This is a genomic window from Nesterenkonia sp. E16_10 (assembly GCF_017347085.1).
GTDB lineage: Bacteria > Actinomycetota > Actinomycetes > Actinomycetales > Micrococcaceae > Nesterenkonia.
In genome coordinates this window covers 91,468-116,725 of the sequence record NZ_JADPSA010000042.1, presented here as the reverse complement: position 1 = coordinate 116,725, position 25,258 = coordinate 91,468, and the positions used below count along the sequence as shown (strand labels likewise).

The 25,258-nt window shown below is 69.0% G+C and carries 27 protein-coding genes; 10 read left to right on the top strand and 17 right to left on the bottom strand.

The features are described from left to right. Positions 1–29: 29 nt before the first annotated feature. The 3 genes from I2487_RS13745 to I2487_RS13735 are packed head-to-tail and all read left to right on the top strand — an operon-like array spanning position 30 to position 3,299. Complete coding sequence (locus I2487_RS13745; RefSeq protein WP_207170127.1) at positions 30–764, top strand: glycosyltransferase; 735 nt, start codon at positions 30–32, stop codon at positions 762–764. Further along, a complete protein-coding gene (locus tag I2487_RS13740; RefSeq protein ID WP_207170128.1) occupies positions 761–1,843 on the top strand; it encodes an acyl-CoA dehydrogenase family protein in 1,083 nt (360 codons plus the stop codon). Before I2487_RS13745 ends, I2487_RS13740 begins: the two co-directional genes overlap by 4 nt. After that, positions 1,830–3,299, top strand: a complete 1,470-nt coding sequence (locus I2487_RS13735; protein WP_207170129.1) for a bifunctional PIG-L family deacetylase/class I SAM-dependent methyltransferase — start codon at positions 1,830–1,832, stop codon at positions 3,297–3,299. Before I2487_RS13740 ends, I2487_RS13735 begins: the two co-directional genes overlap by 14 nt. A 2-nt stretch (positions 3,300–3,301) precedes the next feature. Here the strand turns inward: I2487_RS13735 and I2487_RS13730 are convergent, their stop codons facing one another. Both I2487_RS13730 and I2487_RS13725 read right to left on the bottom strand, forming a co-directional pair. After that, positions 3,302–3,472, bottom strand: coding sequence for a hypothetical protein (locus I2487_RS13730; protein ID WP_207170130.1), 171 nt, complete (start codon positions 3,470–3,472; stop codon positions 3,302–3,304). Between the two features lie 51 nt (positions 3,473–3,523). Further along, positions 3,524–3,901: a hypothetical protein gene (locus I2487_RS13725; protein WP_207170131.1), complete on the bottom strand. Its 378-nt coding sequence runs from the start codon at positions 3,899–3,901 to the stop codon at positions 3,524–3,526. A 204-nt stretch (positions 3,902–4,105) separates the two neighbouring features. On the opposite strand from I2487_RS13725, the gene I2487_RS13720 reads away from it, so the two are divergent. Next, a complete protein-coding gene (locus tag I2487_RS13720) occupies positions 4,106–5,536 on the top strand; it encodes an aldehyde dehydrogenase family protein (RefSeq protein WP_207170132.1) in 1,431 nt (476 codons plus the stop codon). Positions 5,537–5,593: 57 nt separating this feature from the next. Here the strand turns inward: I2487_RS13720 and I2487_RS13715 are convergent, their stop codons facing one another. The 3 genes from I2487_RS13715 to I2487_RS13705 all read right to left on the bottom strand — a co-directional run bounded on the left by I2487_RS13715 (position 5,594) and on the right by I2487_RS13705 (position 7,591). Beyond that, complete coding sequence (locus I2487_RS13715; RefSeq protein ID WP_207170191.1) at positions 5,594–6,001, bottom strand: YccF domain-containing protein; 408 nt, start codon at positions 5,999–6,001, stop codon at positions 5,594–5,596. 94 nt (positions 6,002–6,095) lie between these two features. Then, positions 6,096–6,842 carry a copper resistance CopC family protein gene (locus tag I2487_RS13710; RefSeq protein ID WP_207170133.1) on the bottom strand — a complete coding sequence of 249 codons (747 nt, stop codon included), beginning with the start codon at positions 6,840–6,842 and terminating at the stop codon, positions 6,096–6,098. A gap of 68 nt (positions 6,843–6,910) precedes the next feature. Then, positions 6,911–7,591, bottom strand: coding sequence for a hypothetical protein (locus I2487_RS13705; RefSeq protein WP_207170134.1), 681 nt, complete (start codon positions 7,589–7,591; stop codon positions 6,911–6,913). A 213-nt stretch (positions 7,592–7,804) separates the two neighbouring features. Here I2487_RS13705 and I2487_RS13700 point away from each other — a divergent pair, with 213 nt between their 5' ends. Together I2487_RS13700 and I2487_RS13695 are read left to right on the top strand one after the other, a co-directional pair. Beyond that, complete coding sequence (locus I2487_RS13700; protein ID WP_207170135.1) at positions 7,805–8,287, top strand: hypothetical protein; 483 nt, start codon at positions 7,805–7,807, stop codon at positions 8,285–8,287. A gap of 24 nt (positions 8,288–8,311) precedes the next feature. Next, positions 8,312–8,785 carry a hypothetical protein gene (locus I2487_RS13695; protein WP_207170136.1) on the top strand — a complete coding sequence of 158 codons (474 nt, stop codon included), beginning with the start codon at positions 8,312–8,314 and terminating at the stop codon, positions 8,783–8,785. Between the two features lie 180 nt (positions 8,786–8,965). On the opposite strand, the gene I2487_RS13690 is transcribed toward I2487_RS13695, so the two are convergent. Both I2487_RS13690 and I2487_RS15590 read right to left on the bottom strand, forming a co-directional pair. After that, positions 8,966–10,573 (bottom strand): MDR family MFS transporter, encoded by a 1,608-nt coding sequence (locus I2487_RS13690; RefSeq protein WP_207170137.1) that lies wholly within the window; start codon positions 10,571–10,573, stop codon positions 8,966–8,968. After that, positions 10,570–11,181 carry a TetR family transcriptional regulator gene (locus I2487_RS15590; protein ID WP_345941440.1) on the bottom strand — a complete coding sequence of 204 codons (612 nt, stop codon included), beginning with the start codon at positions 11,179–11,181 and terminating at the stop codon, positions 10,570–10,572. The genes I2487_RS13690 and I2487_RS15590 overlap by 4 nt, the downstream gene beginning before the upstream one ends. 126 nt (positions 11,182–11,307) lie before the next feature. Between I2487_RS15590 and I2487_RS13680 the strand changes: the two genes are divergently transcribed. After that, positions 11,308–11,844 carry a small multi-drug export protein gene (locus I2487_RS13680; protein ID WP_255546415.1) on the top strand — a complete coding sequence of 179 codons (537 nt, stop codon included), beginning with the start codon at positions 11,308–11,310 and terminating at the stop codon, positions 11,842–11,844. Positions 11,845–11,864: 20 nt separating this feature from the next. On the opposite strand, the gene I2487_RS13675 is transcribed toward I2487_RS13680, so the two are convergent. The 3 genes from I2487_RS13675 to I2487_RS13665 form a co-directional block, all read right to left on the bottom strand. Further along, positions 11,865–13,031, bottom strand: coding sequence for a hypothetical protein (locus I2487_RS13675; RefSeq protein WP_207170138.1), 1,167 nt, complete (start codon positions 13,029–13,031; stop codon positions 11,865–11,867). A gap of 74 nt (positions 13,032–13,105) precedes the next feature. Further along, positions 13,106–14,179, bottom strand: coding sequence for an LLM class flavin-dependent oxidoreductase (locus tag I2487_RS13670; protein ID WP_207170139.1), 1,074 nt, complete (start codon positions 14,177–14,179; stop codon positions 13,106–13,108). A gap of 81 nt (positions 14,180–14,260) precedes the next feature. After that, complete coding sequence (locus I2487_RS13665) at positions 14,261–15,154, bottom strand: ArgP/LysG family DNA-binding transcriptional regulator (protein WP_207170140.1); 894 nt, start codon at positions 15,152–15,154, stop codon at positions 14,261–14,263. Between the two features lie 94 nt (positions 15,155–15,248). On the opposite strand from I2487_RS13665, the gene I2487_RS13660 reads away from it, so the two are divergent. Further along, positions 15,249–15,935: a LysE/ArgO family amino acid transporter gene (locus I2487_RS13660; RefSeq protein WP_207170141.1), complete on the top strand. Its 687-nt coding sequence runs from the start codon at positions 15,249–15,251 to the stop codon at positions 15,933–15,935. 69 nt (positions 15,936–16,004) lie between these two features. On the opposite strand, the gene I2487_RS13655 is transcribed toward I2487_RS13660, so the two are convergent. Then, entirely contained in the window at positions 16,005–17,585 is a 1,581-nt protein-coding gene (locus I2487_RS13655) for a phytoene desaturase family protein (protein WP_207170142.1), read from the bottom strand. Next, on the bottom strand, positions 17,582–18,841 hold the full coding sequence (locus I2487_RS13650; protein WP_207170143.1) for a hypothetical protein: 1,260 nt from the start codon (positions 18,839–18,841) through the stop codon (positions 17,582–17,584). Before I2487_RS13650 ends, I2487_RS13655 begins: the two co-directional genes overlap by 4 nt. Before the next feature lie 102 nt (positions 18,842–18,943). On the opposite strand from I2487_RS13650, the gene I2487_RS13645 reads away from it, so the two are divergent. Both I2487_RS13645 and I2487_RS13640 read left to right on the top strand, forming a co-directional pair. Further along, positions 18,944–19,480: an SRPBCC family protein gene (locus tag I2487_RS13645; protein ID WP_207170144.1), complete on the top strand. Its 537-nt coding sequence runs from the start codon at positions 18,944–18,946 to the stop codon at positions 19,478–19,480. A gap of 119 nt (positions 19,481–19,599) precedes the next feature. Next, entirely contained in the window at positions 19,600–20,433 is an 834-nt protein-coding gene (locus I2487_RS13640) for a CGNR zinc finger domain-containing protein (RefSeq protein WP_207170145.1), read from the top strand. Positions 20,434–20,656: 223 nt separating this feature from the next. Here I2487_RS13640 and I2487_RS13635 read toward each other — a convergent pair whose 3' ends face one another. The 5 genes from I2487_RS13635 to I2487_RS13615 form a co-directional block, all read right to left on the bottom strand. Further along, a complete protein-coding gene (locus I2487_RS13635; protein ID WP_207170146.1) occupies positions 20,657–21,070 on the bottom strand; it encodes a hypothetical protein in 414 nt (137 codons plus the stop codon). Positions 21,071–21,184: 114 nt separating this feature from the next. Then, the gene (locus I2487_RS13630; protein WP_207170147.1) at positions 21,185–21,754 is read right to left on the bottom strand and encodes a hypothetical protein; all 570 of its coding nucleotides are present in this window, start codon (positions 21,752–21,754) and stop codon (positions 21,185–21,187) included. Between the two features lie 61 nt (positions 21,755–21,815). Then, the gene (locus tag I2487_RS13625; protein WP_207170148.1) at positions 21,816–23,177 is read right to left on the bottom strand and encodes an MATE family efflux transporter; all 1,362 of its coding nucleotides are present in this window, start codon (positions 23,175–23,177) and stop codon (positions 21,816–21,818) included. A 16-nt stretch (positions 23,178–23,193) separates the two neighbouring features. Continuing rightward, entirely contained in the window at positions 23,194–24,279 is a 1,086-nt protein-coding gene (locus I2487_RS13620; RefSeq protein ID WP_207170149.1) for a CPBP family intramembrane glutamic endopeptidase, read from the bottom strand. 33 nt (positions 24,280–24,312) lie between these two features. Then, positions 24,313–25,257, bottom strand: a complete 945-nt coding sequence (locus I2487_RS13615) for an acyl-CoA thioesterase (protein ID WP_207170150.1) — start codon at positions 25,255–25,257, stop codon at positions 24,313–24,315. Position 25,258 lies beyond the last annotated feature (1 nt).

Here is a 25,258-nt window from a genome sequence, read left to right as displayed (position 1 = left end):
GACGTCTCTCATGAGCCTAGAATCAATCTGTGACCGACCCTTCCGCGCAGAGCCCGTCCGTGATCGTGGTGATGCCTGCCCATGATGAGGCCGAAACCATCGAGGCCGCACTGAGTGCGGTGCGAGCATCCGCACGCCATGCCGGCATATGGCTTCGATTGATCGTCGTGGCTGACGCGTGCACCGACGGAACCGCGAGGCTCGCACGCTCAGCAGGGGCCGAGGTGCTCACGATCGACGCCAACAACGTCGGTGCGGCACGCGCCGCCGGATTCGCTCACGCGCTGGACCGACCGGCAGACCCCAGTGCCTCACCGACGGCCACCGACGCCTCGACACCCGCAGGCGAGCCGTGGCTCGCCACCACGGACGCCGACAGCCAGGTCCCACTGGACTGGTTCTCCCGGCAGGCCGAGCATCGGGACCGAGGCGCCGACGTCGTGCTCGGCACGGTGATCCTGGCTCCGGTCCTCGGGGCAGACCCGGTGGGTCACGCCTGGGCGGCTGACTATGCACAGCACATCACCGGCAGCCGACACAGCCACATCCACGGCGCGAATCTGGCGTTCACCGCCCGGGCCTACCGAGCGGTGAACGGGTTCCGCAGCCTGGCCGATGATGAGGACGTCGATCTGGTGACCAGGCTGCGCCGCAGCGACGCCGTGCTCGTCACGGCCACCGATATGCCGGTGATGACCTCCCGGCGCACCACCGGCCGCGCTCCGCGCGGATTCGCTCAGACCCTGGGAGCCCTGCACGCATGACCGATCTTCTGCACGCAGTGCACGAGCAGCTCCGTGAGCCCCTTCCCGGACTGCCCGGGCGTGGTGACACGGAGGCGCGCTGGCGCCGGCTGGCCGGAATCACCGCGCAGAACACCGTGGTGGGTCGGCTCTATGAGGCCCACGCCGACGCGGTCGCGATCAGCACCGACCTGGGCCGCCCCGAGCTGGTCTCCACCGGTGAGCTCTGGGGCGTCTGGGCCGCAGAGCCGCCGACGCCGGTGCTCACCGCGACGCGCAGCAGCGCGGGCTGGATCCTGAGCGGCACCAAAGCCTGGTGCTCCGGGGCCTCGATGTGCAGCCACGCGCTGGTCACCGCGACCGTGTCGCCGGACTCCGCAGGGCCGGTCTCCGCGGACCCAGCGTCTGCAGTGCCGGGCTCCGCGGGCCCGGCGTCTGCCGGGCCGGCCGAGCGTCCGCCGGGCGCAGCGGCGCAGAAGCTGCTCTTCGCGGTGAACCTCTCCTCCCCCGGTGTCGCCCCGGTTCCCGAGACCTGGCATGCGGTCGGGATGGCGGCCAGCGACTCGGGCTGGGTGTCCTTCGAACAGGTGCCCGCGACCGCGCTGGGCACCCACGCGGACTACCTGGAACGTGCCGGCTTCTGGCACGGCGGCATCGGAGTGGCGGCCTGCTGGTTCGGCGCCGCCCGCGCCGTCGCCGCACCTCTGCTCAGTCGTGCCGCCACACCAAAGGCCTCCCCGCTGCTGCGGGCCCATGCCGGGGCCGCGGCCGCCGGGCTCACCGCGGGCTGGTCGCTGCTGAGCAGCGTCGCCCGCGCCGTGGACGCCGATCCGCGCAACCTGCCGCTGGCCAAGGCACAGGCTTTCGCGGTGCGCACCTACATCGATCGGTTGGCCGCAGAGATCATCGACCGCACCGGGCGCGCCCTCGGACCGGGCCCGCTCGCCTCGGATGCGATCCATGCCCAGCGGGTCGCCGACCTCAGCGTCTACATCCGTCAGTGCCATGCCGAGACCGACGAGGCGGCGCTGCCGGCGGTCATGGCCGAGCACGAACTCGGCTGGGAGCAACTGATCGGGGACGGCCATGACACCTGGTGAGACCGCGGCGACCTTTCACGGCGCCCAGACCCCCCGCAACACCCGTGCCGCTCTGGATCGCTACGATGCCGGAATCTCAGAATGGGGCATCGGCGAGGTCGACCCTGAGGGGCGCTGGATCCCGCACGACCTGCCCGGACTGCTGGTGCTGGCCCCACACCCGGATGATGAGATCCTCGGCGCCGCGGCGCTGATCGCGGCCGCTCTGCGCAGCGGCTCCCCGGTGCAGATCCTGGCCGCCAGCGACGGCACCGGTTCGCATCCACCTCAGGCCATATCTCCAGAACGGCTCGCCGAGATCCGCACCGCCGAGTCCGAGGCGGCCTTGGAGGAGCTGCGCTGCCTCACGCCGGGCCCGGGCGGCTCGGGAAGCCTGCAGCGCCAACGGCTGCGCCTGCCCGACGGCGCGCTCACCGACCACCGGGCACCGCTCACCGCGGCGATCGGTGCGGCGCTGAAACAGATGCCCCACGGCACCGTCCTGGCGGCTCCGCTCTCTCATGACGGACATCCCGATCACGACGCCTGTGGCGAGGCCGCCGTGGCCGCGGCCTCGCAGCACAACGCGCCTCTGGTGCAGTATCCGGTGTGGCTCTGGCTGCACAGCACGCCGCCAGGGTCGCACCCCTCGGAGGAGTCGGAGCCGATGACCCCATCGAGCCCGGCGGAGTCGAAGATCTCCTGGTCCGCGGCGCGCTCCATCCCGATCGACGCCGAGCTGGCCCAGGCCCGGGACCGCGCCGTGGCCGCCTTCGTGTCCCAGCTGGGGACCGAGCACGGCACCCCGGCAGACCGGAGCCCCGGAGAGCCGGTGCTCACCGCAAGCATGCTCGAGACCGTGCTGCGGGACCGCCAGATCGTGTTTCCGGGAACGCCGCTGGACTTCGAAGGTCTGCACGCTCAGGATCGGGACCCCTGGGGAGTGACCAGCCGCTGGTACGAACAGCGCAAATACGCGCTGACCATGGCAGTGCTCCCCCGAGCTCGCTACCGCCGCGCCTTCGAACCGGGGTGCTCCATCGGTGGGATCACCGAGCTGCTCGCGCAGCGCTGCGACGAGGTCCTGGCCACCGACATCTCGGGCGCAGCGCTGCACACGGCGGCGCAGCGGGTCGGGGCCGAGAATGTGACATTCCAGCAGTCCAGCATCGAGGATTGGCCCTCCGGGGCGATCGACCTGATCCTGATCAGCGAGCTGGCCTACTACCTCAACGACGCCCAATGGGCGGCCGTCCGGGGGCGCGCGGCGAAGAGCCTGGAGTCCGGCGGGCATCTGGTGTCGGTGCACTGGCGACACCCCGATGCGCAGGCGTTCCGTTCAGCGCAGCAGATCCGGGCAGACCTGCGGGCCGTGCCCGAGTGGATCCTGCATGGCAGCTATGAGGATCGCGACATGCTGATCGATGTCCTTGGCCCAGCCACTCCAAGCGTGGCGCAGACCGAGTTCCTGCACTGAGCTCAGGACTGGCTGGCCGTCCGAGTCCCGGGCCGAAGCTCTGCCGCAGCGCGGTCCGGGCGGCGGAGCTCCACGGCTGCCACCCAGATCCCGGCGATGATCAGCACGGGCACGGAGAGCACCACGGCGGCCAGAAAGAAGGCGTTGAACGTCTGGATCAGCATGGTCTCCATGGCAGGCTCCTCGAAGTGGTGTGGCGGGGCATCGCTGCCCTGGGATCCGGCTCAGGCGGCGCTGTAGAGGCTGCGGTTGAATTGGAGGCGTCGGGAGGCGAACTCGGTGCCGAGCATGCGCTCGATGTTCGAGATCACACCATTCGAGACCGTCTCCATCAGATCGGAGGGATCGGAATCGGCCTTGATCGTGCAGTTCAGGTGGAAGACCAGGTCGGCGTCGTCGCCGGAGATCTCGACGATCGCGGATTCCACGTGCGGGTGCGCCATCAGCCCGGCGGAGGCCGCCTTGGCCATCTGGTCATAGCGCGTGCAGCGCAGTCGGCGGGCCGCCTCGGGGGCCGCGGTGCCACGTGTCCGATCTTCGAGGGGCTGCGGAGCCGCGTGTGTCGGCGTCATCATGCTGCTGGGGACTCGTTGTGCACTCATCTGATCTCTCCATACCCTGTGGCGCCTGCCCCATGTTGCAGTCACGCACGTCCGTCTTCATCGACCTTACTGTTAGAAAATACAACTATTAGTGCGCCTAACGCAATGTGAGTCACCAGGGTGTTAGCTCCTGTCGAAATCCGGATACGCGCGTGCTCGGGATCTGTAGGGTGGAGAGCACCCCAGCCCCGAGAGGTTCGCTCCATGACGCCATACATCCCAGCCGAGGTGCGCAGCACTCCCGCCCAGCAGATCTCCACCCCGACGGCCGCCGTGGACGCCTGCGTCACCGAGGCGAAGGCGGCCTTCACCACCGGCCGCACCCGGTCACTGGACTGGCGCCGCGCTCAGCTGCAGGGCATCCTGCGGCTGCTGGAAGAGCAGGCACCGGTGATCCATGCGGCCATGGCGGCGGACCTGGGGAAGAACGACGTCGACGCTCACCTCACCGAGGTCCTTTCGGTGAAGTCCGAGGTCAAGCAGGCGTTGAAGCACCTTGAACGGTGGACACGGGATCGCAGCACCTCGGTCCCGTTCATCGTGGGCAGCGCTCGGGCGCATGTGCAGCGCCAGCCGCTGGGCACCGTGCTGATCATCGGGCCCTGGAACTACCCGTTCCACCTGCTCCTGATGCCGCTGATCGGCGCACTGGCGGCAGGGAACTCCGTGGTGCTCAAGCCCAGCGAGCTGGCACCGACAGTCTCGGCGACCGTGGCGGAGCTGATTCCGCAGTACCTCGACGCCGAGGCGGTGCAGGTCATCGAGGGCGGAGTCGAGGAGACCACCCGATTGCTGGAGCACCCCTTCGACCACATCTTCTACACCGGCAACGGCACGGTGGCCGCGATCGTGATGGCCGCCGCGGCCAAGCACCTGACCCCGGTGACGCTGGAGCTCGGCGGCAAGTCCCCGGTGTGGATCGACTCTTCGGCCGATCTCACCGCCGCTGCCGAGGCGCTGGTGTGGGGCAAGTTCAGCAACTGCGGCCAGACCTGCGTCGCCCCGGACTACCTGCTGACCACCCCGGAGCTCGCCGAGCCGCTGGCTCAGGAGATCGCCCGGGTCACCCGCCGCGCCTTCGGCAAGGAACCGGCCAGCGCCGAGAACTACGGCCGGATCATCAATGAGCGTCATGCCCAGCGCCTCGCCGGGCTGCTGGACTCCGGACGGGCGATCATCGGCGGCACCGCGGAGGCCTCAGACCGCTACGTCGCACCCACGGTGCTGCTCGACGTCGAACCCGACTCCGCGGTGATGCAGGAGGAGATCTTCGGTCCGATCCTGCCGATCCTCACGGTGGCCGATCACCAGAGCGCCATCGAGTTCATCAATGCACGACCGAAGCCGCTGGCACTCTACGTCTTCACCGAGCGGGACGAGGTGCGCGAGGACTTTCTCGCGCAGACCTCATCCGGTGGCATCACCTTCAACACCGTGATGACGCAGCTTGCGGTGTCCACCCTGCCCTTCGGTGGAGTCGGCGCCAGCGGCATGGGCCGCTACCACGGGGAGTACAGCGTGGCGACCTTCAGCCACGAGCGCGGGGTGCTGCGCAAGCTGCCCGGCTTCGACCCGACCCGGCTGGCGAAGGCCCCGATCTCCTGGGGCATGCGCAAGATCCTGCTCAAGGGCTGAGGCCGGGGCCCGGCGCGCGGCGCCGGCGACCCGCCGTCGACCTTGGCCACCGAGGGCTCAGGCGTGGCGGTAGGTCGGCAGCACCGCGTTGGAAGGCACGATGACCTTGCCCAGCGGCATCAGCGAGACCGGGATCAGCTTCAGGTTCGCGATGCCCAGCGGGATCCCGATGATGCTGACGAACATCGGGATCGCGGTGAGCACGTGGCCGATGGCGATCCAGATCCCTGCCACCAGGACCCAGATCACGTTGCCGATCGTGGTCAACGGCCCCGCACCTCGAGGGCTGCGGTCCACGATCGTGCGGCCAAAGGGCCACAGTGCGTAGACCCCGATTCGGAAGGACGCGATGCCGAAGGGGATCGTGATGATCAGCAGACAGCAGACGATCCCGGCGAGGAAGTAGCCCAGGGCCAGCCACAGGCCGCCGAAGAGAAGCCAGATGACATTGAGAATCGTGGAGATCATAGAGTTCATCTCTCTATTCAATAGCATCCGACGGAACACTCAGAAGGGCAGCTGGACTGGTCCTCTCAAGATCCCGAGGAACGGCACCGAGTCAGGCGCGAGGGTTCTTGCGCCCGCGCAGCACAGCGGTCGCGATCGCGGCGAGCAGTCCGACCACGACGATGCCACCGACGACGACCGCCCAGACCGGCAGACCGGAATCCTGCTGCGTGTCAGCAGCGGTGTCCCCTGCGACCGGCTCCTCCGCCTCATCAGTGTCAGCGGCGCTGGAATCGGGGGTGGAGTCGGCGTCCTCGTCCTCTGCCGGCGCGGCAGATTCGGTCTCGGTCTCAGCCTCCGCTTCAGTCTCCTCCGGATCTGGAGCCTCAGCAGTGGATTCCGGAGAGGCTCCCGGGGTGGGCTCCGCCTCGGATTCAGCGACTTCGAAGCCGAAGGACTGCTCCTCGGCGTGCCCATCGGAGTAGACCACCCGATAGGCCACCGTGTAGTCCCCTCCGGGAAGCTCTTCAGCGAGCTCGGTGGACAGGGTCGCGCCCTCGACCTCGGTCTCGCCCTCCCAGTTCTCACCGCCCTCATCGGTGACCACGATGACATTGGTGATGGAGTCCCCGGTGGTCAGGCCGCCGCCGGAGAACTCCAGAGTGATCTCTTCGGGGCTCTCCTGAAGCACCGCGTCTGCCTCAGGGGAGGAGGCGATGAGTGAATCGTGGGCCCAGGCGGGGGCGGCCATAGTGGTGACCGCCAGGCCGAGGGCGGCCGTGGCGGAGAGCGCGGTGATGCGACCGGCGCGCTGGCGACCGGTCGTGGCGTTGCGGGCTGTGGGTACGCAGGATGACATGAGTTCGGTGCTTTCCGTCGTGAAGTGACTGGTCCCCGGCGTCGTGCCGTGGGGACCACAGGGTGGTCTCAGCTCACGAGGACCGGCGGACCGCGCAGTGTCTGCGCGCCGCCTCCGAGCCAGAGGTCCTGCAGGATGACGGTGGTGAAGGAGTTGTGCGCGCAGATGGCGCGAGGCCCGGTCTGCGCGATCGGGTGCAGGAACAGCAGGAAGATCGGGCGAAGCAGCAGCAGGGCGCTGAGTGCCTGCAGGATCAGTTCGCCGCGGCGGAACACCGCGAAGGTGAAGAGTGCCGCCAGGGCGTGGGCGAGGAGCATCGGCGCGTCGGGCAGCACCTGGGCGGTCGTGCTGGAGTCCGCCACCGCAGTGATGGTGAGGCTGTGATCGTGCGCCGCATGTCCGGTCTGGGCTGCAGCCTCTGCTGCTGGGCCGCTGGGCTCTGCGGCGCCATCGGAAGCGCCGGCGGCCGGGAAAAGAGCGAAGAGCCCGTGCAGCACCGCCTGGCTGAACACGACGGCGGCGCCGAGCCTGACGCGGCTCAGCCGGACCGCCACGAGGGAGGCGCAGACGGGCAGGCTCACCGCGAGCGCGAGGGTCAGCACGATCCAGTGCGGCATGTGATGCCCGGCGGCGGTGTGGGAGACCGCTGCGGAGCCGATGGCCAGCGCGGCGGCCAGCAGGCCTCGGGTCAGCCGCGCGGGGCCGGCCACGCGGCGCGGCGAAGGGTCGAAGTCCGCGGCATTGACCACAGAAGACCCCTTCCCTCGGCTGATGCGGGTGAGTCTACTACAGGGCGTAGAAACGCCGTGGGGTGGGTCGATGCTTGCTGGGGGCCTCCCCCATCCATTGTGCAATTCGTGCAGGTTCTCGGCCCGGATCCGCGCGCAGTGGCGTTCATATTGCACACTCGATAGCGGGGTGGCGGACCGAGGGGCCACGTCAGGGTCGAACATAATGGCGCCATGAAGATCCCTCCAGAAGCGGCAGCGGCCCGCCATTCCTGGCCGGCACGCCTGCGTCGCACGGCGGCATGGTCGGGGTTCGTCGTCCTGGGCACGGCCGGGTCCTGGTTCGGGACCCTCGCCCTGCTGCCCTGGCACTTGGGCTACACCTATGACCCGGCAACCGGGGTGGAACACGGCCCGCCGGTGCCCTGGCAGTTCCTGGTCTGCGGCGTCCTGCTCCTTGGGATCGCGGTGGTGACATCCTGGAACCGGTACTGGCCCACGGTGCTGCTGCTGCCGCCGTCGCTGACTCTGGCGTGGAGCGTGACCGCCAGCAACGAAGACATCACCGGCCTCTGGCTCGTGGGGGCGGGCTTCATGGCCATCGGCAGCGTCATGGGGACGCTCGTGGTCTTGGGCATCACGAGATTCGCCAGGCCGGAGCACGCGCTGCCGAAGTCTCCCTTCGACGGTGGCGCCAGCGTGTCGGGCCTCGACTGACGAGGTCTCGAACATACTGACGCGATGACGACTGCTTCGCCGCCGGGACCCACTGGGCGGCGCCACTCATGGCGAAGCCCGCGCTTCCTGGCCTGGGCGGTCTTCGTGATCCTCGGTTCCGCCGGCGCCTGGTTCGCGTGGATGGGATGGGACCAGGAGTATCAGGTGGACCCGGTGACCGGGCTGGCGTCCGGCCCCTATGAGGCCTGGCAGGTGATCGGCTGCGGCATCACGCTGCTGGCCGTCGCGGTGCCGGCCTCCTGGGGGCGGCACTGGAAGGCGGCGCTGCTGCTGCCGCCGTCGTTCACCCTGGCCTGGAGCGTGACCGCCGCCGCGGAGGACATGACCGGGCTCTGGATGGTCGGCGCAGTCATGGTGCTCATCGGCAGCAGCCTGGGAACGGCAGCGATCCTCGGCGTCACCGGCGCAGTGGAGAGCGTCCTCCGGCGGATCCGGAGACCCGGAGCTCCGCGCGCGGTGGACCCAGATCACCTCTGAGACATCGAGTGTGCAATTCGTGCAGGTTTCTCCTCGGAATCCGGGCGTTGCGGCGCTCAAATTGCACAATGGATGGCCGGCGGATGGGCGGACCGGGGCGACCCGGCGGATGGGCGGGCTGGGGCGACCCGGCGGATGGGCGGGGCGGGCGAGAGAGGGGCGCGGGACCAGCCCTCCGGCTCACCGGTCCAGCGTCGTGGCCAGCGGCTTCTCCTCCACGAAGAGCAGCATCACGGTGGCGATCAGCGCCAGCGGCACCATCCAGAGGAACAAGGGCACCAGCGCCTCGTTATAGGACTCCACGACCACCGTGTAGATCGAATCCGGCAGCCCGCGCACCAGCTCCGGGGTCAGCGAGTTCGCGCCGACTCCTCCGGCGGCGTCGGCGGGCAGCCGATCGGTGAGCATCTCGGTGAGTCGGGTCGCGAAGAGCGAGCCGATCACGGCCGAGCCCAGCGTGGCCCCGACCTGGCGGAAATAGTTCTGCCCCGCCGTCGCGGTCCCCACGTGACGCAGCGCGAAGGAGTTCTGCGCGACCAGGGTCAGCAGCTGCATGGTGCAGCCCAGGCCCAGGCCGAGCACCCCGAGGTAGAGGCACTCCAGGATCACCGGAGAGTCGGCGCTGACCGTGGAGAGCAGTCCCAGGCCCAGCGCGGTGATCACGCTGCCGATCACCATGGTCTTCTTGTATCGTCCGGACTTGCTCACCCGGCGCCCGACGATGATCGAGGCCACCAGCAGAGTGCCCATCATCGGGATCATCAGCATGCCTGCCTGAGCCGGGCTGTAGCCGGTGACCATCTGCAGGTAGGTGGGCATGTAGCCCAGCGCCCCGAACATCGCCACGCCGGTGATCAGCCCGGCGATCATGGTCAGCACGAAGTTGCGGTTCCGGAAGAGCATCAGCGGCAGGATCGGCTCCGGGGTCCGGGACTCGATCCAGGTGAAGAGCAGGCCCGAGACGAGGAGCGCGGCGAGCAGACCGAGGATCATCGGGGAGGTCCAGGCGTATTCGCCGCCGCCCCAGGTCGCCACCAGCACGACGGCGGTGGTCGCCACACCCAGCAGCGCCATCCCCCAGACATCGATGCGACCGCGGGCCTCGGGCTCGCGCGGCGGCAGCTTCAGCAGCCACACGATCCCGATCAGCGCCAGGATGCCCAGCGGCACGTTCATCCACAGCGTCCAGCGCCAGCCGGGGCCATCGGTGAGCCAGCCGCCCAGCAGCGGTCCGGCGACCGAGGAGAACGCGAAGACCCCGCCCATGACTCCCATGTAGCGGCCGCGCTCGCGCGCCGGCACGACGTCGGCGATGGTCGCCTGGGACAGGATCATCAGTCCACCACCACCGATGCCTTGGATCACGCGGGCCCCGACCAGCTGGGCCATGTTGTCCGCGGCGCCGCCGAGCGCGGAGCCGATGACAAAGGCGATGATCGCGAAGATGAACAGCGGCTTGCGCCCGAACATGTCCCCGAGCTTGCCGTAGACCGGCATCATCACGGTCGAGGCGAGGATGAAGGCGGTGATCACCCAAGCCATGTGCTCCACCCCGTCGAGCTCGCCGACGATGGTCGGCAGCGCGGTGGCCAGCACCGTCTGGCCCAGGGAGGCCATCAGCATCGCGAGGATCAGGGCGCTGAAGATCCATCTCAGGTGCCCGGTCTCCGGCTCGGGCGGGGTGCCTGCGTTCGCGGCACTGCCACCGGAGGTGTCAGCACCGGCTGCGGCCTCCCCCTCCGACGGCGGAATGGCCTTGGGCGGCGAAGCGGTCTCTGGGTTGGTCATCGGGTGGTCTCCACGACTTTTCTGAACAGGGCGATGGTCTCGCCGATGAAGGGATCGAGGCTCTCCGCGCCGGACTCGTGATACCGCGAGAAGGCGAACTTGGTGATGCCCCCGGCCAGCGCCAGCAGTGCCTCGAACGCGTGGGCGCCCGCACCTTCGGGCAGCTGCATCCCGCCCTGGTCCGCCTCGGCATGGACCGCGGAGTACACCAGCCGCTCCACCTGCGCGAGCAGCTCGGCCAGACGGGCGCGCAGCTGCGGGTGCTCTGCGATGATCGCGCGGCGCTGGGCCGCGGTCTCCTCCGGCAGACAGGTCCGCACCACCGCGACGAAGAGCTGCACCACACGGGTGAGCTCGTCCTCGGTGGAGGCATGGAAGCGTTCGACGACGACCGGGTCCAGCTCCGCAGCGCGCGTCCCCAGCACGGCGTCCTCCTTCACCGGGAAATAGTTGAAGAAGGTCCTGCGAGAGACTCCCGCCCGGGTGGCGATCTCATCCACGGTGACTGCCCCGGGGCCATCGGCGGAGGCCAGGGCGAAGGCGGCCTGGTGGATCGCGTTCCAGGTGTCACGGTGATTGCGTCGACGCAGCGTCAAATTTTCTTGCACCAGTGCATCTTATGCATCGGTACACATTTGCACAAGTGCACATACGCCCCTGTACGCATCCGGGCGCATGCGCAGGTCACCCCTCGGGCTGACGTGACCCGCGCGGTTCTGCGAAATACTGGAGCAATGCTTGAATCACTCACACTTGCCACAGAGCTCGCCTCCACCGGGGAGGACAACTGGGTCCTCGGCCTGCAGGAGTGGACCCAGGGCATGCCACCGGCGCTTCAGTGGCTTGGGGTCATCCTGGTCTCCGCCATTCCTTTTGTGGAGTCCTTCTTCGGCGCCCCGATCGGGATCCTGGCCGGGATGCACCCGGCCGTGGCGATCCTCGCCGCCGTCATCGGCAACATGCTCTCGCTGATCCTGGTCGTCTACGTGGCCCACTGGGTGCGCACCGCGATCCTGCACAAGCGACCGCAGCAGATGGACCCGGAGAAGTCTTCCAAGCGCGAGAAGGTCAGGAGGATCTTCGATCGCTTCGGCGTGCCGGGGGTCTCGATCCTGGGACCGCTCGCACTGCCCAGCCAGTTCACCGCCCCGCTGATGGTCTCCTTCGGGGCTTCACGGCACGCAGTCATGGCCTGGATGCTGGTCTCGGTGATCCTCTGGGGCGCCGGGTTCGGCCTGCTCGCGATCTGGGGACTCACCTTCCTCGGCTAGCCGGACCAGACCAGCAGGACTCAGCGCTGCTCGGCGTCCTTGGGGTAGCGCTGCAGCTCGCGGGACCCCTGAGTGAGATTCTTCAGGTCCACGCTGTCATCGAAGTTCGCCCCGATGGCGCCGGCGAAGGTGCCCAGCGACGCCGAGAGCCAGGCGATCTCCACATAGTTCATGAACCGGGTGCCCTCCCCCAGGATCTCGGCCATGAACCCCGGCTCGATCAGCAGCAGCCCGACCACCAGGATCGAGCTGAAGAGCACCAGGTAGAGCGCGGTGACGCTGGTCAGCAGGCTCACCACGGTGGAGATGTTGTACATCGCCGCTTCTCGGGCGCCTCCGACGGCGGCGGATCGGTCCCAGAGCCGATTGCTGATGATCAGCCAGGCGCTGACGATGCTCACGGCGGCCACCGAGACGATGGCCAGGCGCCAGTGCGGCAGGAAGTTCGCCATCTCCCAGATCGTGGTGAAGAAGACGCCGAAGGCGCCGGTGGCGGCCGCGGCGGCGAAGACGCCGGAGAGTTTGGGCAGGGACCAGAGCGGCTCGTTGGCCGCGACCATTCCCAGGGTCATCCACAACCGGCCGGGGAAGAGCATCCCCGGGGAGATGAAGAAGGTGTCGTCGCCCTTCTGCTCCTCGACATGCGCGTAGTACCCGCCGTATTGACGCGCGGCGTCCACGGACTCGTTCAGCAGGGCGGTGACGACTCGGTACAGCTCACGGCGCAGCGAGTGCATGATGAAGGTCGGTCCCAGCGCGGGCAGCGAGATGATCGCCAGTCGCTCCGAGAAGTGCAGCTCCGCGGTCTTGGGCCGCTCCCCGGCCATGCGGGGGATCTCGGTGACGATCACCGTCATATCGGCCTCGGATTCCCGGGCCCAGCGCTTGGCCACCACCAGGTCCAGGGTGGCGTCCTCGCGCAGCGGGAGCAGCACCTGCTCCTGGGTGACCTCGGCCCCGCGCGCCCAGCCGGAGTTGCGGCCGCGCTCGGGCCGCTGGAGCATCTTGCGCACCAGCAGCGAGGTTCGTCCCGGATCGGAGTAGACCACGATGCTGCCGTCGCGGACCGGCAGGTCTGTCTCGGAGTACTGATCGACCTGTCCCTGGTTCTGGGTGTCCTGCTGCCCTGGGGCCGTTCCGGTGCCGGGTTCTTCCTGCGCATCCTCATGCGTCTCCTGCGCTGCCATGGAACCACAGTACCGTCCCGTTCCGAGGTGGTGTCCGGACCCTCAGTGGGCCGGGACACCACCTCGGAACGCGCTCAGGACTCGCTGAGCATGTCCAGCACCAGGGGCTTGACCTGGGTGCCGTAGAGCTCCACGGCGCTCATCATGTGCTCGTGGGCCAGGCTGGCGTTGCCGTACTTCATGCCGAAGCGGCTGTTGCCCAGCAGCTTCTGGGTCCGTGCGATCTTCCTGGCCACCGTCTCGGGAGAGCCCACATACAGGGCTCCCTGGTGGACCTCCTGCTCGAACTGCGCCCGGGAAGGGTGGCCGTTGCCCCAGCCGCGCTCGCGGCCGAGCTTCGCCATCGACTCGGCCCAGGACGGGTAGAAGACGTCCAGCGCCTCCGCGTCGGTGGGTGCCACGAATCCGTGGGAGTGCACCGCGATCCGGCGGTTGCCGCTGTGACCAAACTCATCGAGCGCCTTCTGGTAGAGCTGGGCCAGCGGCCTGAAGCGCTCCGGGGCTCCACCGATGATCGCCAGCTCCAGGCCGAGCCCGTGGCGGGCGGCTCGGACCACCGAATTGGGGGTGCCGCCCACGGCGATCCAGGTGGGCAGACCATGTTCGTGATCGGTCTTGGGGTAGATCTCCTGGTTCTTCAGCGAGCCACGGGTCTTGCCCTGCCAGCTGATCGGGCCCTCGGAGCGCAGCCGGTTGAACAGCTCGACCTTCTCCTCGAAGAGCTGCTCGTAGTCGGAGAGGTCGTAGCCGAAGAGCGGGTAGGACTCGATGAACGAGCCGCGGCCCAGGGAGACCTCGGCGCGACCGTTGGTGAGCCCGTCGATGGTGGCGAAGCGCTGGTAGACGCGGACCGGGTCATCGGAGGAGAGCACGGTGACCGCGGAGGTGAGCTTGATCCGCTCCGTGGCCGCGCCGATCGCGGAGAGCACCACATCGGGTGCCGAGATCGCGTAGTCGGGACGGTGATGCTCGCCGATGCCTATCACATCGACCCCCGAGGCGTCGGCCATCTTGGCCTCCGCCAGGACATTGCGCAGCACCTGGGGCTGCGGCACGTCCCGCTCGCCGTCGAGGGTCTTGGTGACGTCCCCGAAGGTGTGCAGGCCGAGTTCGAACTGGTCGCTGTGGCGCTCTGTGCTGATGGTCATGGCTGGTGCAACACCGATGACTCCCACTCCATTCCTCAAAATTTGAAGGACTTAGAGATTTCCTCGCCTCCGCCTTCCCGCTCAGCGCATCCGCGCGGCAGCCCGGCGCACCGCCGCGCTCAGCCGGTCCATCGCGGAGGTGGTGCTGGACCAGTGCTGCCAGTGCAACGTGGTCTCCTGCAGCCCGATCTCCTCGACGACCGCCAGATCACGGTGAGTCCCTTCCTTCACCCCGGGCGGCATCATCGACTCAGGGATCATGCCCCAGCCCAGCCCGTAGCCCACGGCCGCGTTATAGGCCTCCACCGAGGGGACCATATGCGTCGTCGGAGTCCCGGTGACGCCCAGCCGGCGCAGTCCGGTGCGCTGGAGCGAGTCGCGGATGCCGTACTCCACCAGCGGGACCCGATGCCAGTCCACCGTCCCGGAGGCCGACCGGTGCCGGTCCAGCAGCTCAGTGCTGGCCACCGGCCAGTAGCGCATGACGCCCAGCACGGTGGAGCGGCACCCGGAGACCGGTGCGGGATTCTCGGCCACCGCCGCCGACACGGTGCCGTTGCGCAGCAGCTCATGGGTGTGCTCCTGGTCCTCCGCGTAGAAGTGCAGCTCCACGTCATCCCAGGTGGCGGCCTCCTGCAGCACCCGCAGGAACCAGCTGGCCAGGGAGTCTGCGTTCACGGCCACCGAAAGGGTCACCGTCGGGGCCGGCTCCCCGGGAATCCGGTGGAAACCCAGGCTGCGCCGCGCCTCGTCTTCGAGCATCACGGTCTGCCGAGCGATGCGCAGCAGCTCCGCCCCGGACTCCGTGGGCACCACCGGAACAGTGCGGGTGACGAGCACGTGGCCCACCTCCCGCTCCAGCGCCTTGATCCGCTGGGAGAAGGCGGAGCCGGAGATCTGCAGCAGTGCGGCGGCGGCATCGAAGGTCCCCTCATCCACCGCCGCGACGAAGGCCCGCAGGTGATCAGTGTTCATGCCCTCAGGCTACCCTCCTAATATGAAGTGTTGCTTCAGATAGTGAAGGATCATGAGCTGGTGCGGATGGTGCCGCGAGGCCCAGGATGGAGTCATGACCATCCTGCTCACCGGACTCCTGACCTGCCTGGCCCTCATCGTCGCGATCGGCCCGCAGAGCGCCTGGCTGCTGCGCCAGGGCCTGCGCCGCGACCGCGTGCTGCTGGCGGTGGCCTGTTGCGTCTTTGGCGACATCGCGCTGATCGCGCTGGGCACCGCCGGCGTCGGCGCGGTGCTCGATCATGCGCCCTGGCTGATGGAGGTGCTGCGCTGGCTGGGCGTGTCCTATCTGACCTGGTTCGCCTACCGCTCCTTCCGCTCCGCCCGCCACGCCGGGCAGGCGCTGAAGCCCGGAGTTCACGTCGAACTCTCCAGCCAGGACGACGACGCGCCCTCCCCCTCCGGCTCGGGCGGCACCGCCCTGAAGCAGGCGCAGCAGGTCCAGGTCACTCGGATCTCCTCGATCGCCGCCACCGGGCTCAGCGTGAGCATCCTGAATCCGCACGCCTGGGTGGACACGATGGTGGTGCTGGGCACCATGGCCAACACCTTCGGGGATCAGCGCTGGCTCTTCGCGGCCGGCGCAGTGATCGCCTCGATCCTCTGGTTCAGCTCGCTGGCCCTGGGCGGCGCGGTGCTCTCCAAGTGGCTGAACCGGCCACGCACCTGGCAGGTGCTCGACATCTTCGTCGGCGCCATCATGCTGGTGGTCGCCGGGCTGCTGGCGTTCAGCGGCTTCTGACCCCGGCGGCGCCGGGCTCAGCGCCGCGCAGGGCGCAGTGCCGGCGCCAGGCTCAGCGCAGCTCAGGGCTCAGTGCCGGCGCAGCACCGATTGGGCGGCGTGGAACCCGGCCATGCCGTGGGCTCCACCTCCCGGTGGCGTGGCGGCAGAACAGAGGTAGACCTCCGGGTACTGGGCCCCGTCGAGCAGCCCGTGCGGGACGCCCTCGGGGGTGCCCGGCGCCGCATCCCCGGCCCGCGGCACCCGGTAGGGATCTGCGCGCGGCGCTGGGCGGGCCAGGAACTGGCGCAGCGTCGGGGCGCCGGCGCTGATCGAACCACCCACCAGGTTGGGGTTCCACTCCTGCAGGGCCGCGGGGCTCCACACCTTCCGGGCCTGGACGGAGCCGCCGAATCCAGGGGCCTGGGACTCGATCTCGGCTTCGATCATCGTCGCCGTGCGGGCCGAGGCAGGCTCGCCGAGCCCGCCGGGGACATGTGCGTAGGCCCAGGCCACGGTGCGCTCATCCGGGGTCCGGGAGGGATCCGCCACACTGGGCTGGGTCAGCAGCACATAGGGCCGCCCGGGCAGGGTGCCGCGCACCGCTGCGGCCTCCGCGTTCGCCATCTGCCGCGCTCCGCCGCCGAGGTGGATCGTCCCGGCCCGGCCCATCGACCGATGCCGCCACGGGATCGGACCTTCCAACAGATAGTCGACCTTCACGATGCCGGTGCCGTAGTTCCACCGACGCAGCGCCCGCGAGTATCCGCGCGGCAGTCGCAGCCCGCCGAAGCTGCGCAGCTGCGCCGGGGTCAGATCCAGCAGCACCGCGTCAGGGGCGTGGCTCGTGACACCGGTGCTCCCGGGTTCACGCAGATCATCCAGCCCGGTGATCCTGCGGCCGGTGAGCACCCTGCCGCCATGGGATTCCAGCTCCGCCACCAGCGCGCGGACCACCGCACCGGAGCCGCCCCGGGCCACCGGCCAGCCGTTGACCTGCGCGGCGGCACCCAGCAGCAGCCCGAATGCCGAGGTCAAGGGGCGGCGAAGATCCGTGGTCGCATGCGCGGCCAGTCCGGCGAAGAGCGCCTTCGCCGGGTCCTGGGCGAAGATCTGCTGCAACCAGGTCGAAGGCCAGGCCCCGCGGACCCCGATCTGCGCCAGGGACTGCAGTCGTCGCGCGGCGGTGTCGGACTGCAGATTGGACCACGGCGCGGTGATCGGGGTCATTCCGGCGCGCAGCACCTGGTCCCAGTCCCTCGCCACCGGCCCGAAGACCCGGGTCCAGGCCGCACCGTCGGGACCCAGCCCCTCGGCGGTGGCGCGCACCGAGGAGTGCAGCAGGGCCGGTGCGGCGTCGTCGTCGAGCCCATGGGCCGCGGGGATCGGAGCGTGCAGGTACTCCAGGCCATGCCGGGCCAGTCCGGGGACCGGTGGCGGACCGAAGGGGAACACGCTGGCTCCCAGGTCGCTGATCACGCCCTCCCCACCGGGCACCGCACCTCCCGGGCCGCTCGAACCGAGCTCCCCGGCGAACAGCTGCGCCGAGCGCATCGCCCCACCGGGGGCGTCGGCCGCCTCGTAGACGGTGACCTCCCAGCCGGCCTGGGCCAGCAGGCAGGCGGCGGTCAGTCCATTGGGACCGGACCCTACGACGGCGGCTCGCATCATGAGAGGGGACCTTTCAATTGGGCGACCAGGGCGGCGATGTTGCGGATGAACACGACCATCCAGGAGAACAGCACGGCGGCGCCGATGAGCTCCAGGGACGTCAGGTTGTAATAGCCGATGGGCTCCCACAGCGCCGCGGCGCCTGCCACGGCCGCGGCGGCCAGGTAGCTGATCAGGTAGAAGGTGCGCGGGAACCCGGGCAGCAGGAACGGCATCCCGATCAGCAGGATCAGGAAGGACAGACCGAAGCCGGCGGTGAAGAGCACGTGGATGTCATGGTGCAGGCTGATCGGCACCAGCCCGACCCCGGCGAGACAGACGCCCATGCTGATCATCACCGCCCGGATCATGCCGATCCGCGGCCTGGAGACGCGGCGGCTGAACCCGGCGCTGATCCGCGCGACCAGGGGCAGGCTGCCGTCGCCGCGCCGTCGTCCCGCCTGCCGCTGTTCCAGCGCCTCATCGCGAGTGCCGGTGATGTGATCGGACCAGATCTCCAGATCCCGGGTGATGAACGCGGTCAGGGTGGTGATGATCGTTCCGGAGACCACCAACGTGGTGTTGAAGGTCCAGAAGGAGGTCAGCCCGGCCTGGCCGGTGCCCAGTTCGGAGAACATCACGTGCCACCAGAACGGGTTCTCGGCAAAGATCATCGAGACCAGCACCCCGGAGGCGGTGAACAGCGCCAGCAGCGTGGAGAGGGTGAACGCATTGATCCGCGCCCCGGAGTTGAAGCTGAAATAGCCGGAGGTCCCGCCGACGATGGCCAGCAGCACCGCGCCGGCGATATGGTCCACGGTCAGCCCGATGAACGCCTCCTGGAAGACCCGGAAGAGGCCCAGCGCAACCATCACGGCGATCGAGGCATGCACCACCAGCAGCGCCAGGGTGTCCATCACCTGACGGATGCGTGGTCGCTGACCCAGCCAGATGTTCGCCAACCGGGTGTTCAGCGAGAAGCCCAGCAGGAAGGCGAGCCCCGCAGTGACCCCGCCGACGATGGAGCCGAAGACCTGGATGGATCCGTCTCCGGCCAGCGGGGGCCGGTGGTCGGTGAAGACGAGGAATCCCAGTCCCAGCCCGATGAGCGCACCACCGATGGCGCACCAGATCGCGCGGGACTCGATGAGCACCTGAAGCCGGGCCTGGGTCTCGGCCTGGGATCGGGTGGTCTCGGCAGGATGGGAGGCCTCCTCCACCGCGGCCTGCGCCGCGAGCCGGCGGGCCATGCCATGGGTGGAGGGGGATCTGGTCACCACCTAAGCCTTGCCGCAGGGGGGTCTTCTTGCAAGCTGGCGCGGTGAACTCCCAGCGAGCGGACCCTCCGCCTCGGGACGCGCGGCCTAGACTTGGCGCCCATGAGCACACCGAGACCTGCCGTTGACGGACCTCGAGAGGCCCCGCGCCCTCCTCAGCGAGTGGACCTGGGCGAGCACGTGGTGGCCTTGCGCGCCGAGGTCGCCGCCCCGGCACAGGAGATCTTCGCACTGGTCGCCGATCCGCATCGGCACCATGAGCTCGACGGGTCTGGCACTGTGCAGAACCAGGCCACCGGACCGCACAGGCTGAGCACCGGGGACCGGTTCAGCGTCCGGATGCGCGTCTTCGGCATCCCCTATCGACTGCGGCTGCGGGTGTCGATCGCACAGCCGCCGACCGCGCAGCGGCCCGGGGTGCTGGAGTGGGTCCAGCCCACGGGGCACCGTTGGCGCTGGGAGATGACCGCCTCGGAGCCCGGTGTCGACCGCACCGTGGTCACCGAGTCCTACGACGCGCGCGCTCAGTTCCGACCCATACGAGCGGTCCTGACGGCCTCGAGGGTCTACTCCCGCAACGGCCGCGGGATCGAAGCCTCGCTCTCCAGGCTGCAGCGACGGTTCACCCCTGACGCTTGAGCAGCCTCTCGGACCTGAGATCTGCGCCCGTGATGGACTAGCATTAGCCGCACACCAGCGCCCGCCGCCGCGAGGCCGCGGATTTCGGACGGGTGCTATGACCTCGGGAGAGGAGATGCATGTTCGATGTAGATACTGACCGAACCCTCGTAGCGGCAGCCGATCTGGTCAACACCAGTGCGGGACTGCGCAGCGCCACGCCAGGACTGGACCAGCTCACGACGGTGACGCAGCTCAAGGAGTATCTCAGTGCGCGAGCTCCAGACATGCGCTGGCCGCCGTCTGGTGCTGATCGCGCGCAGTTGGAGAAGGTGCAGGACCTGCGGGAAAAGGTTCAGCGGATCTGGAGCGCGGCTCCGATCGAGTCCGACGCCCCGGTCCGGGTGCTCAACGAGCTTCTGCACGGAGTGGGGCTCCGGGTCGCTCGCGGTTCAGACGGGGACTACCGGGCTGAACCGGTGCCGGCCTCGAAGGATCTCGCAGATGTCATGACAGCCAGCGTGGCCACCGCCATCCAGCACCTGGTGGTGCGCGATGAGACGGCACGGATGCGCACCTGCAAGGGCGAAGGCTGTGATGCGGTCATCATCGACCTCACACGCAATCGCTCGCGACTGTTCTGCGACTTCGGCAACTGCGCCAACCGCGCTCATGTACGCGCCTACCGGGCTCGTCAGGCGGCGCAGCGCAGGACCTTCTCCAGCGCACCCGAGGCGCATGTCGCCGCAGGAACCTCGACGCGGCACCACATGGACGCTCCCACGGACACGTTGGAGAGTCCGCGACTGGTCAAGCCTAGCGCGGCCGAGAAGGCGGCACAGATCGAAGTGCCCACCTCTCAGTCCGCCGTCGCGGCCAAGGAGTTCAGGGACCGGATGCGCGATGAGCTGATGGAGAAGCGCCAGAAGAAATCGGCCAAGAAGCTGAAGAAGGAGAAGAAGGCCAAGAAATAACCGCTGGACCGAGGGCCGTCACGGAAAACAGGAGGCTGTGACGTACTTATCGGTCAGGACGGGAGAACCCGGGTCGGCTGAGGTTGGTGCTGCTGCACCAGATTCAGCCGGTCCGGGTTCTGCATATCGGGGCGCCGCATGTCGGGATTCTGCACGTCCGCATTCTGCACGGCCGCATTGTGCACGTCGGGATTCTGCACGTCCGCGTGCAGCCAGTTCGGGCTCAGTCGCGGTCGTTGCGGCGCCCGTAGGTGGGCTCGTCGTCGCCCTCAGGCTCCCCGGCCTCGCGCCGCGCCTTGGCCGCTTCATCGGCCTTCTTGCGGCGTGCCGCTTCGCGGCGCGTCGCCACCTGCTGGCGGTAGAGCTCTTCGGAGTTCCGATTCACGCCCGAGCCCTCGGCGAGCTCCTCCGGGTTCTCCCGCGAAGCCAGGTGCAGCATCGAGATCACCAGCAGCGTCGCGATGAAGCCGATCCCGAACGCGATCAGCCCCAGATCCAGCCGTGCCGGGTTGTCGGTGCCGCCGGAGGCGGTGATCAGCGTCACGAAGCCCGCCACGAATCCCATGGCGAAGGAGAAGATCAGCGGAGCCTTGACCGTCTCGAGCAGAGAACGGCGCCCCTTATCGTCTTCAGCCACTGGGAGTTCCTCGTTCCTGAGCATCGATGTGTGGTCTGTGCCGGCCCGCGCCTGCGGCGCGGGGCCCTCGGATCAATTCTACGTGCTGTAGTAGAACGGTGCTGATTCGGCGACTCAACGAGTCGAGGCACGTCCCCGCTTGGCGTCGTGGAGCAGCCCGGAACCGCTGATCAACAGCACCACCGCCATGATGACCACGCCCATGCCCGCGACTCCGAGAATCCCATGCGGGTCCAGCTGGAGCCCGATCGCGAGACCGATCGCGGTGAGCAGGCCCACGGCGCCCAGGATGATCTGGTCCCGAGCCGGCACGAAGTCATGCCGGGCCCGGAAGCCTCCGACGAGCTCGGCTGCCCCCATGGCGGCGAATCCGATGGCCGCCACCACGGCTGCCGCGGCGGCGGTGTCCACGAAGATCACCGCCACTCCTGAGAGCACCCACGCCGCGGCGCCCATGGCCAGCGGGCCGCGCAGAGTGAGCGGCACCGCCTCGACCTTGGCGTAGTCCCAGACGGCCGTGGCGCCGAGCACGAAGTACCCGGCGATCGAGAACTTCAGCAGGGTGACGGTCTCTCCCTGCCAGAAGATCGCGACCACGGCGAAGGCGACGGTGATGACCGCGCGCAGCCAGACCGGGCGGGTCAGCTCTTCGGCGGTGGTGGCGGGGGTCTTCTTCACAGGCACGCAGCAGAGTCTACCGCTGCGCCCCGGAGGACCGACCCCACCAGGGGCCCGCCCCGGCGGCTCACCGGTGTTCGCCGGGGATCATCCAGCGTTCCCCGTAGGCGCGGACCCCGAGCGTGACCCCGCGGGCGCCCATGAAGACCACCGCGAACCCGGACCAGAGCCACACGATCGCCTCGGCTCCGGTGAACCCGGCGCCGGCGATCCACCAGAGCAGCGGCAGGTACACCGCAAGGTTGACCAGGCCGGCGACGGCGAGATAGCGCACGTCCCCGGCGCCCATGAGCACCCCGTCGAGCACGAACACGAAGCCGGCGAGCGGCTGAGCCACCGCCATCACGAGCAGCGCGGCGGTGATCCCGGCGGCGACCCGCTCATTCGGGGTGAACAGCACCGGGGCGAACGGGGCGGCCAGCGCGATCAGCCCGCCGGTGATCACGCCGAATCCCAGGCCCCAGCGGATCATCGTGCGGGTCATCGCCTTGGCCGCCGTCACCCGGGAGGCGCCGAGCTCCTTGCCGATCAGCGCCTGCGCCGCGATGGCCAGGGCATCGAGCACGAAGGCCAGGGTGGAGAAGATGGTGAAGGCCACCTGGTGCGCCGCGAGGGTGTGGGCCCCCAGGTCGGTGGCGACCAGGACCGTGGCCACGATGGCGGCGCGCAGCGAGACCGTGCGCAGCATCATCCAGGACCCCACGCTGGCCGCCTGGCGCAGCGCGATCGGGTCCACCCCCAGGGGAACTCCGGCGGCGCGCATCCGGGGCAGGAGCATCACCAGGTAGGTGATCGCCATCCCCCACTGGGCGATCGAGGTGCCGAGGGCGGCGCCGGCGGTGCCCAGCCCCAGCGGGTGCACCAGGATCAGGTTCAGCACGATGTTCGCGCCGAAGCCCACGGCGGCCACGACCAGCGGGGTCTTGGTGTCCTGGAGTCCGCGCAGCATCCCGACGGCGGCGAAGACCAGCAGGATCGCCGGGACCCCTGGCAGCGACCAGAGCAGGTAGTTCCAGGCGTGGACCTGCACCTCTCCGGAGCTGCCCATGGCCAGCAGCAGCTGCTCACCGAAGGCCAGTCCGGCGAAGGCCAGCACCGCTCCGAGCATCACCGCGAGCCAGAGCCCGTCGCGGCCCGCGGCGAGCGCCCGGGAGAGCCGACCGGCGCCGACGAAGCGCGCCACCGCCGGTGTGGTCGAGTACGCCAGGAAGATCATCAGCCCGGTGACGGTGTGCATCACGGTGATGCCCAGCGCCGCACCCGCGAGCTCCTCCACACCGAGCCGTCCGATGATCGCGGTGTCCGCCAGCAGGAACAGCGGCTCGGCCACCAGCGCCCCGAGGGCGGGGACCGCCAGGGCCAGGATCTGCCGACCCAGGGGGCGCGGATCGCGCGCGGGCGCAGACTCAGATTCAGGGGTCGAGGGCATCAGGGGTGCTGCTGGTTCACTTGCCGCCGGTCAGCGCCAGGGTGGTCTCGGTGAGCACCCGCAGCACCGCACCGGTGTGCGCGACCAGGCCGCCGACGTCGTCGATCCCGCTGTCCTCGAGGAACTGCTCGAGCTGGGGCTGGACGAAGTAGGCCATCACCAGGGCCATGACGTTGTTGAAGGCATGCAGCAGCCAGGCATAGATCAGCGAGCGCCCGGTGAGGATGTAGGCCAGGGTGAACACCGAGCCCATCACCACGTAGGGCACCACCGAGATCACGGTCAGATCCGTGGGGGCGCTGGGGTCGGCCAGCATCAGCACCAGGGCCGGGATGAAGTGCAGCAGCGGGAACGTGATCACCGAGATGACCCCGCAGATCCAGATGTTGATATACCGGGAGAGCTTGCCGATGAGCAGGTGGCGGAAGAAGTATTCCTCCACATAGGGGCCCAGCAGCCCCATCACCAGCACCGCGGCCAGAAACGGCACGAAGGCCAGCATCGACTCGATCGCGAGCTGGTTCTCCGAGGTCTCCGGCTCCCCGCCCAGGCTCAGCACCACCAGCGCGGTGAGGATCAGCGTGCCCACCCAGGCCACGGGCACCAGCAGCAGCTTCAGCCACCACAGATGACCGAAGGCGCGCACCGAGCGCCACAGGGCCTTTGCGGAGAGCGCGAGCGCGATGACCACCATCACGCCGTAGCCGATGACGTTGATCAGGAACAGCGCCTGCTGCTCCTGCTGCTCGACCCCGGAGCCCAGCATCGTGGAGAACGGCGGGACCAGGGCCAGCAGGCTCACCCCGCCGACCAGCATGACGACCACGTAGGCCAGCACCGCGATGAGATCTCCCCAGACGAACCGGCCGGGCTCCGAGTCGCGCTGCCGCTTGCGCGGCGGGTACGACGCCGGCGGCCACCCGCCCTGGCCCGGCTGACCGGGCTGCTGCGGCGGGCCAGGCTGCGGCGGCTGGCCGTAGGGGTACGCGGGCTGGGCGTGCTCCTGCGGGGGCTGGCCGTAGAGGCCGGCCCCGGGGCCGTAGACATCGGGCGCCGGGTAGCGCGGGTCGTGGCCATAGGGGTTCTGCGGAGGCTGAGTCATCGCGTACCAGCTTAGTTCCGTGAAGTGACAGGGTCAGTTCTGCGAGGTGATCGGGCTCGGCGTCAACAGGGTGGCGTTGCGCAGGTCACGCAGCTTGCGCGCCTGAGCCGCCACCGCATGGTCCTCATCGGTGATCGGCTCCCAGGGTGCGATCGGCCGGGCGGACCCGGTGCCGTCCGGGGCGACCATCACCGGAAGCCCATAGGCCACCACCTCGGGGTGTTTCACCCGGCGGTCCCCGGCGCGGACCCGGACCAGCACGTGCATGGACTTGGAGCCGGTGAGCACCAGCCGGGCATCGACCTCCACCAGGTCCCCCACGGTCACCGGGCGGTAGAACCGGACCCCTCCGGTGAGCACGGCGGCGACCTCATGGCCGCTGTAGCGCTCGGCGCAGATCTCAGCGGTCTTATCGATCCACTTCATCACCGCGCCGCCACGGATCTTCCCATCGGGGTAGCGCTCATCGGTGTCGGCCAGGAAGCGCAGGGTCAGCGCCTCGGAGCTGCCCATGCCCTCAGGCAGCGACTGGATGGTCTCCTCCATCTGCCGGCGGTAGACCATCCGCTGGGAGGCATCGAGGTCTCGTCGCCGCTCCAGCTCGGTCTGCGGCTCGAACCCGGCGGCGGCGGCGGGCTCCCCGTCGTCGCCCACGGCCACGTAGATCATGAAGCACTCGGTGCAGACCACCCAGCCCTCCTCCTTGCGGATCAGCACCCGGGTCTGAATGTGCACCGAGGTGCGCCCGGTGTGGACCACCCGGGCCTGCACCGTGACCGGCGTCTCGCGCGGGACCGGCACGGTGAAGTGCATATTGCCCACATAGGAGGTCACGCAGTCGGTCCGGGTCCAGGAGGCGGCGCAGGCGTAGGCGGTCTTATCGATCCAGTCCACCACCGTGCCGGCGGCCACATAGGAGTCCGGAGAGGGGCCCGCCACCTCTCGAAAAGTCAGTTCGATGCTGCTTCGCCGCGCCATG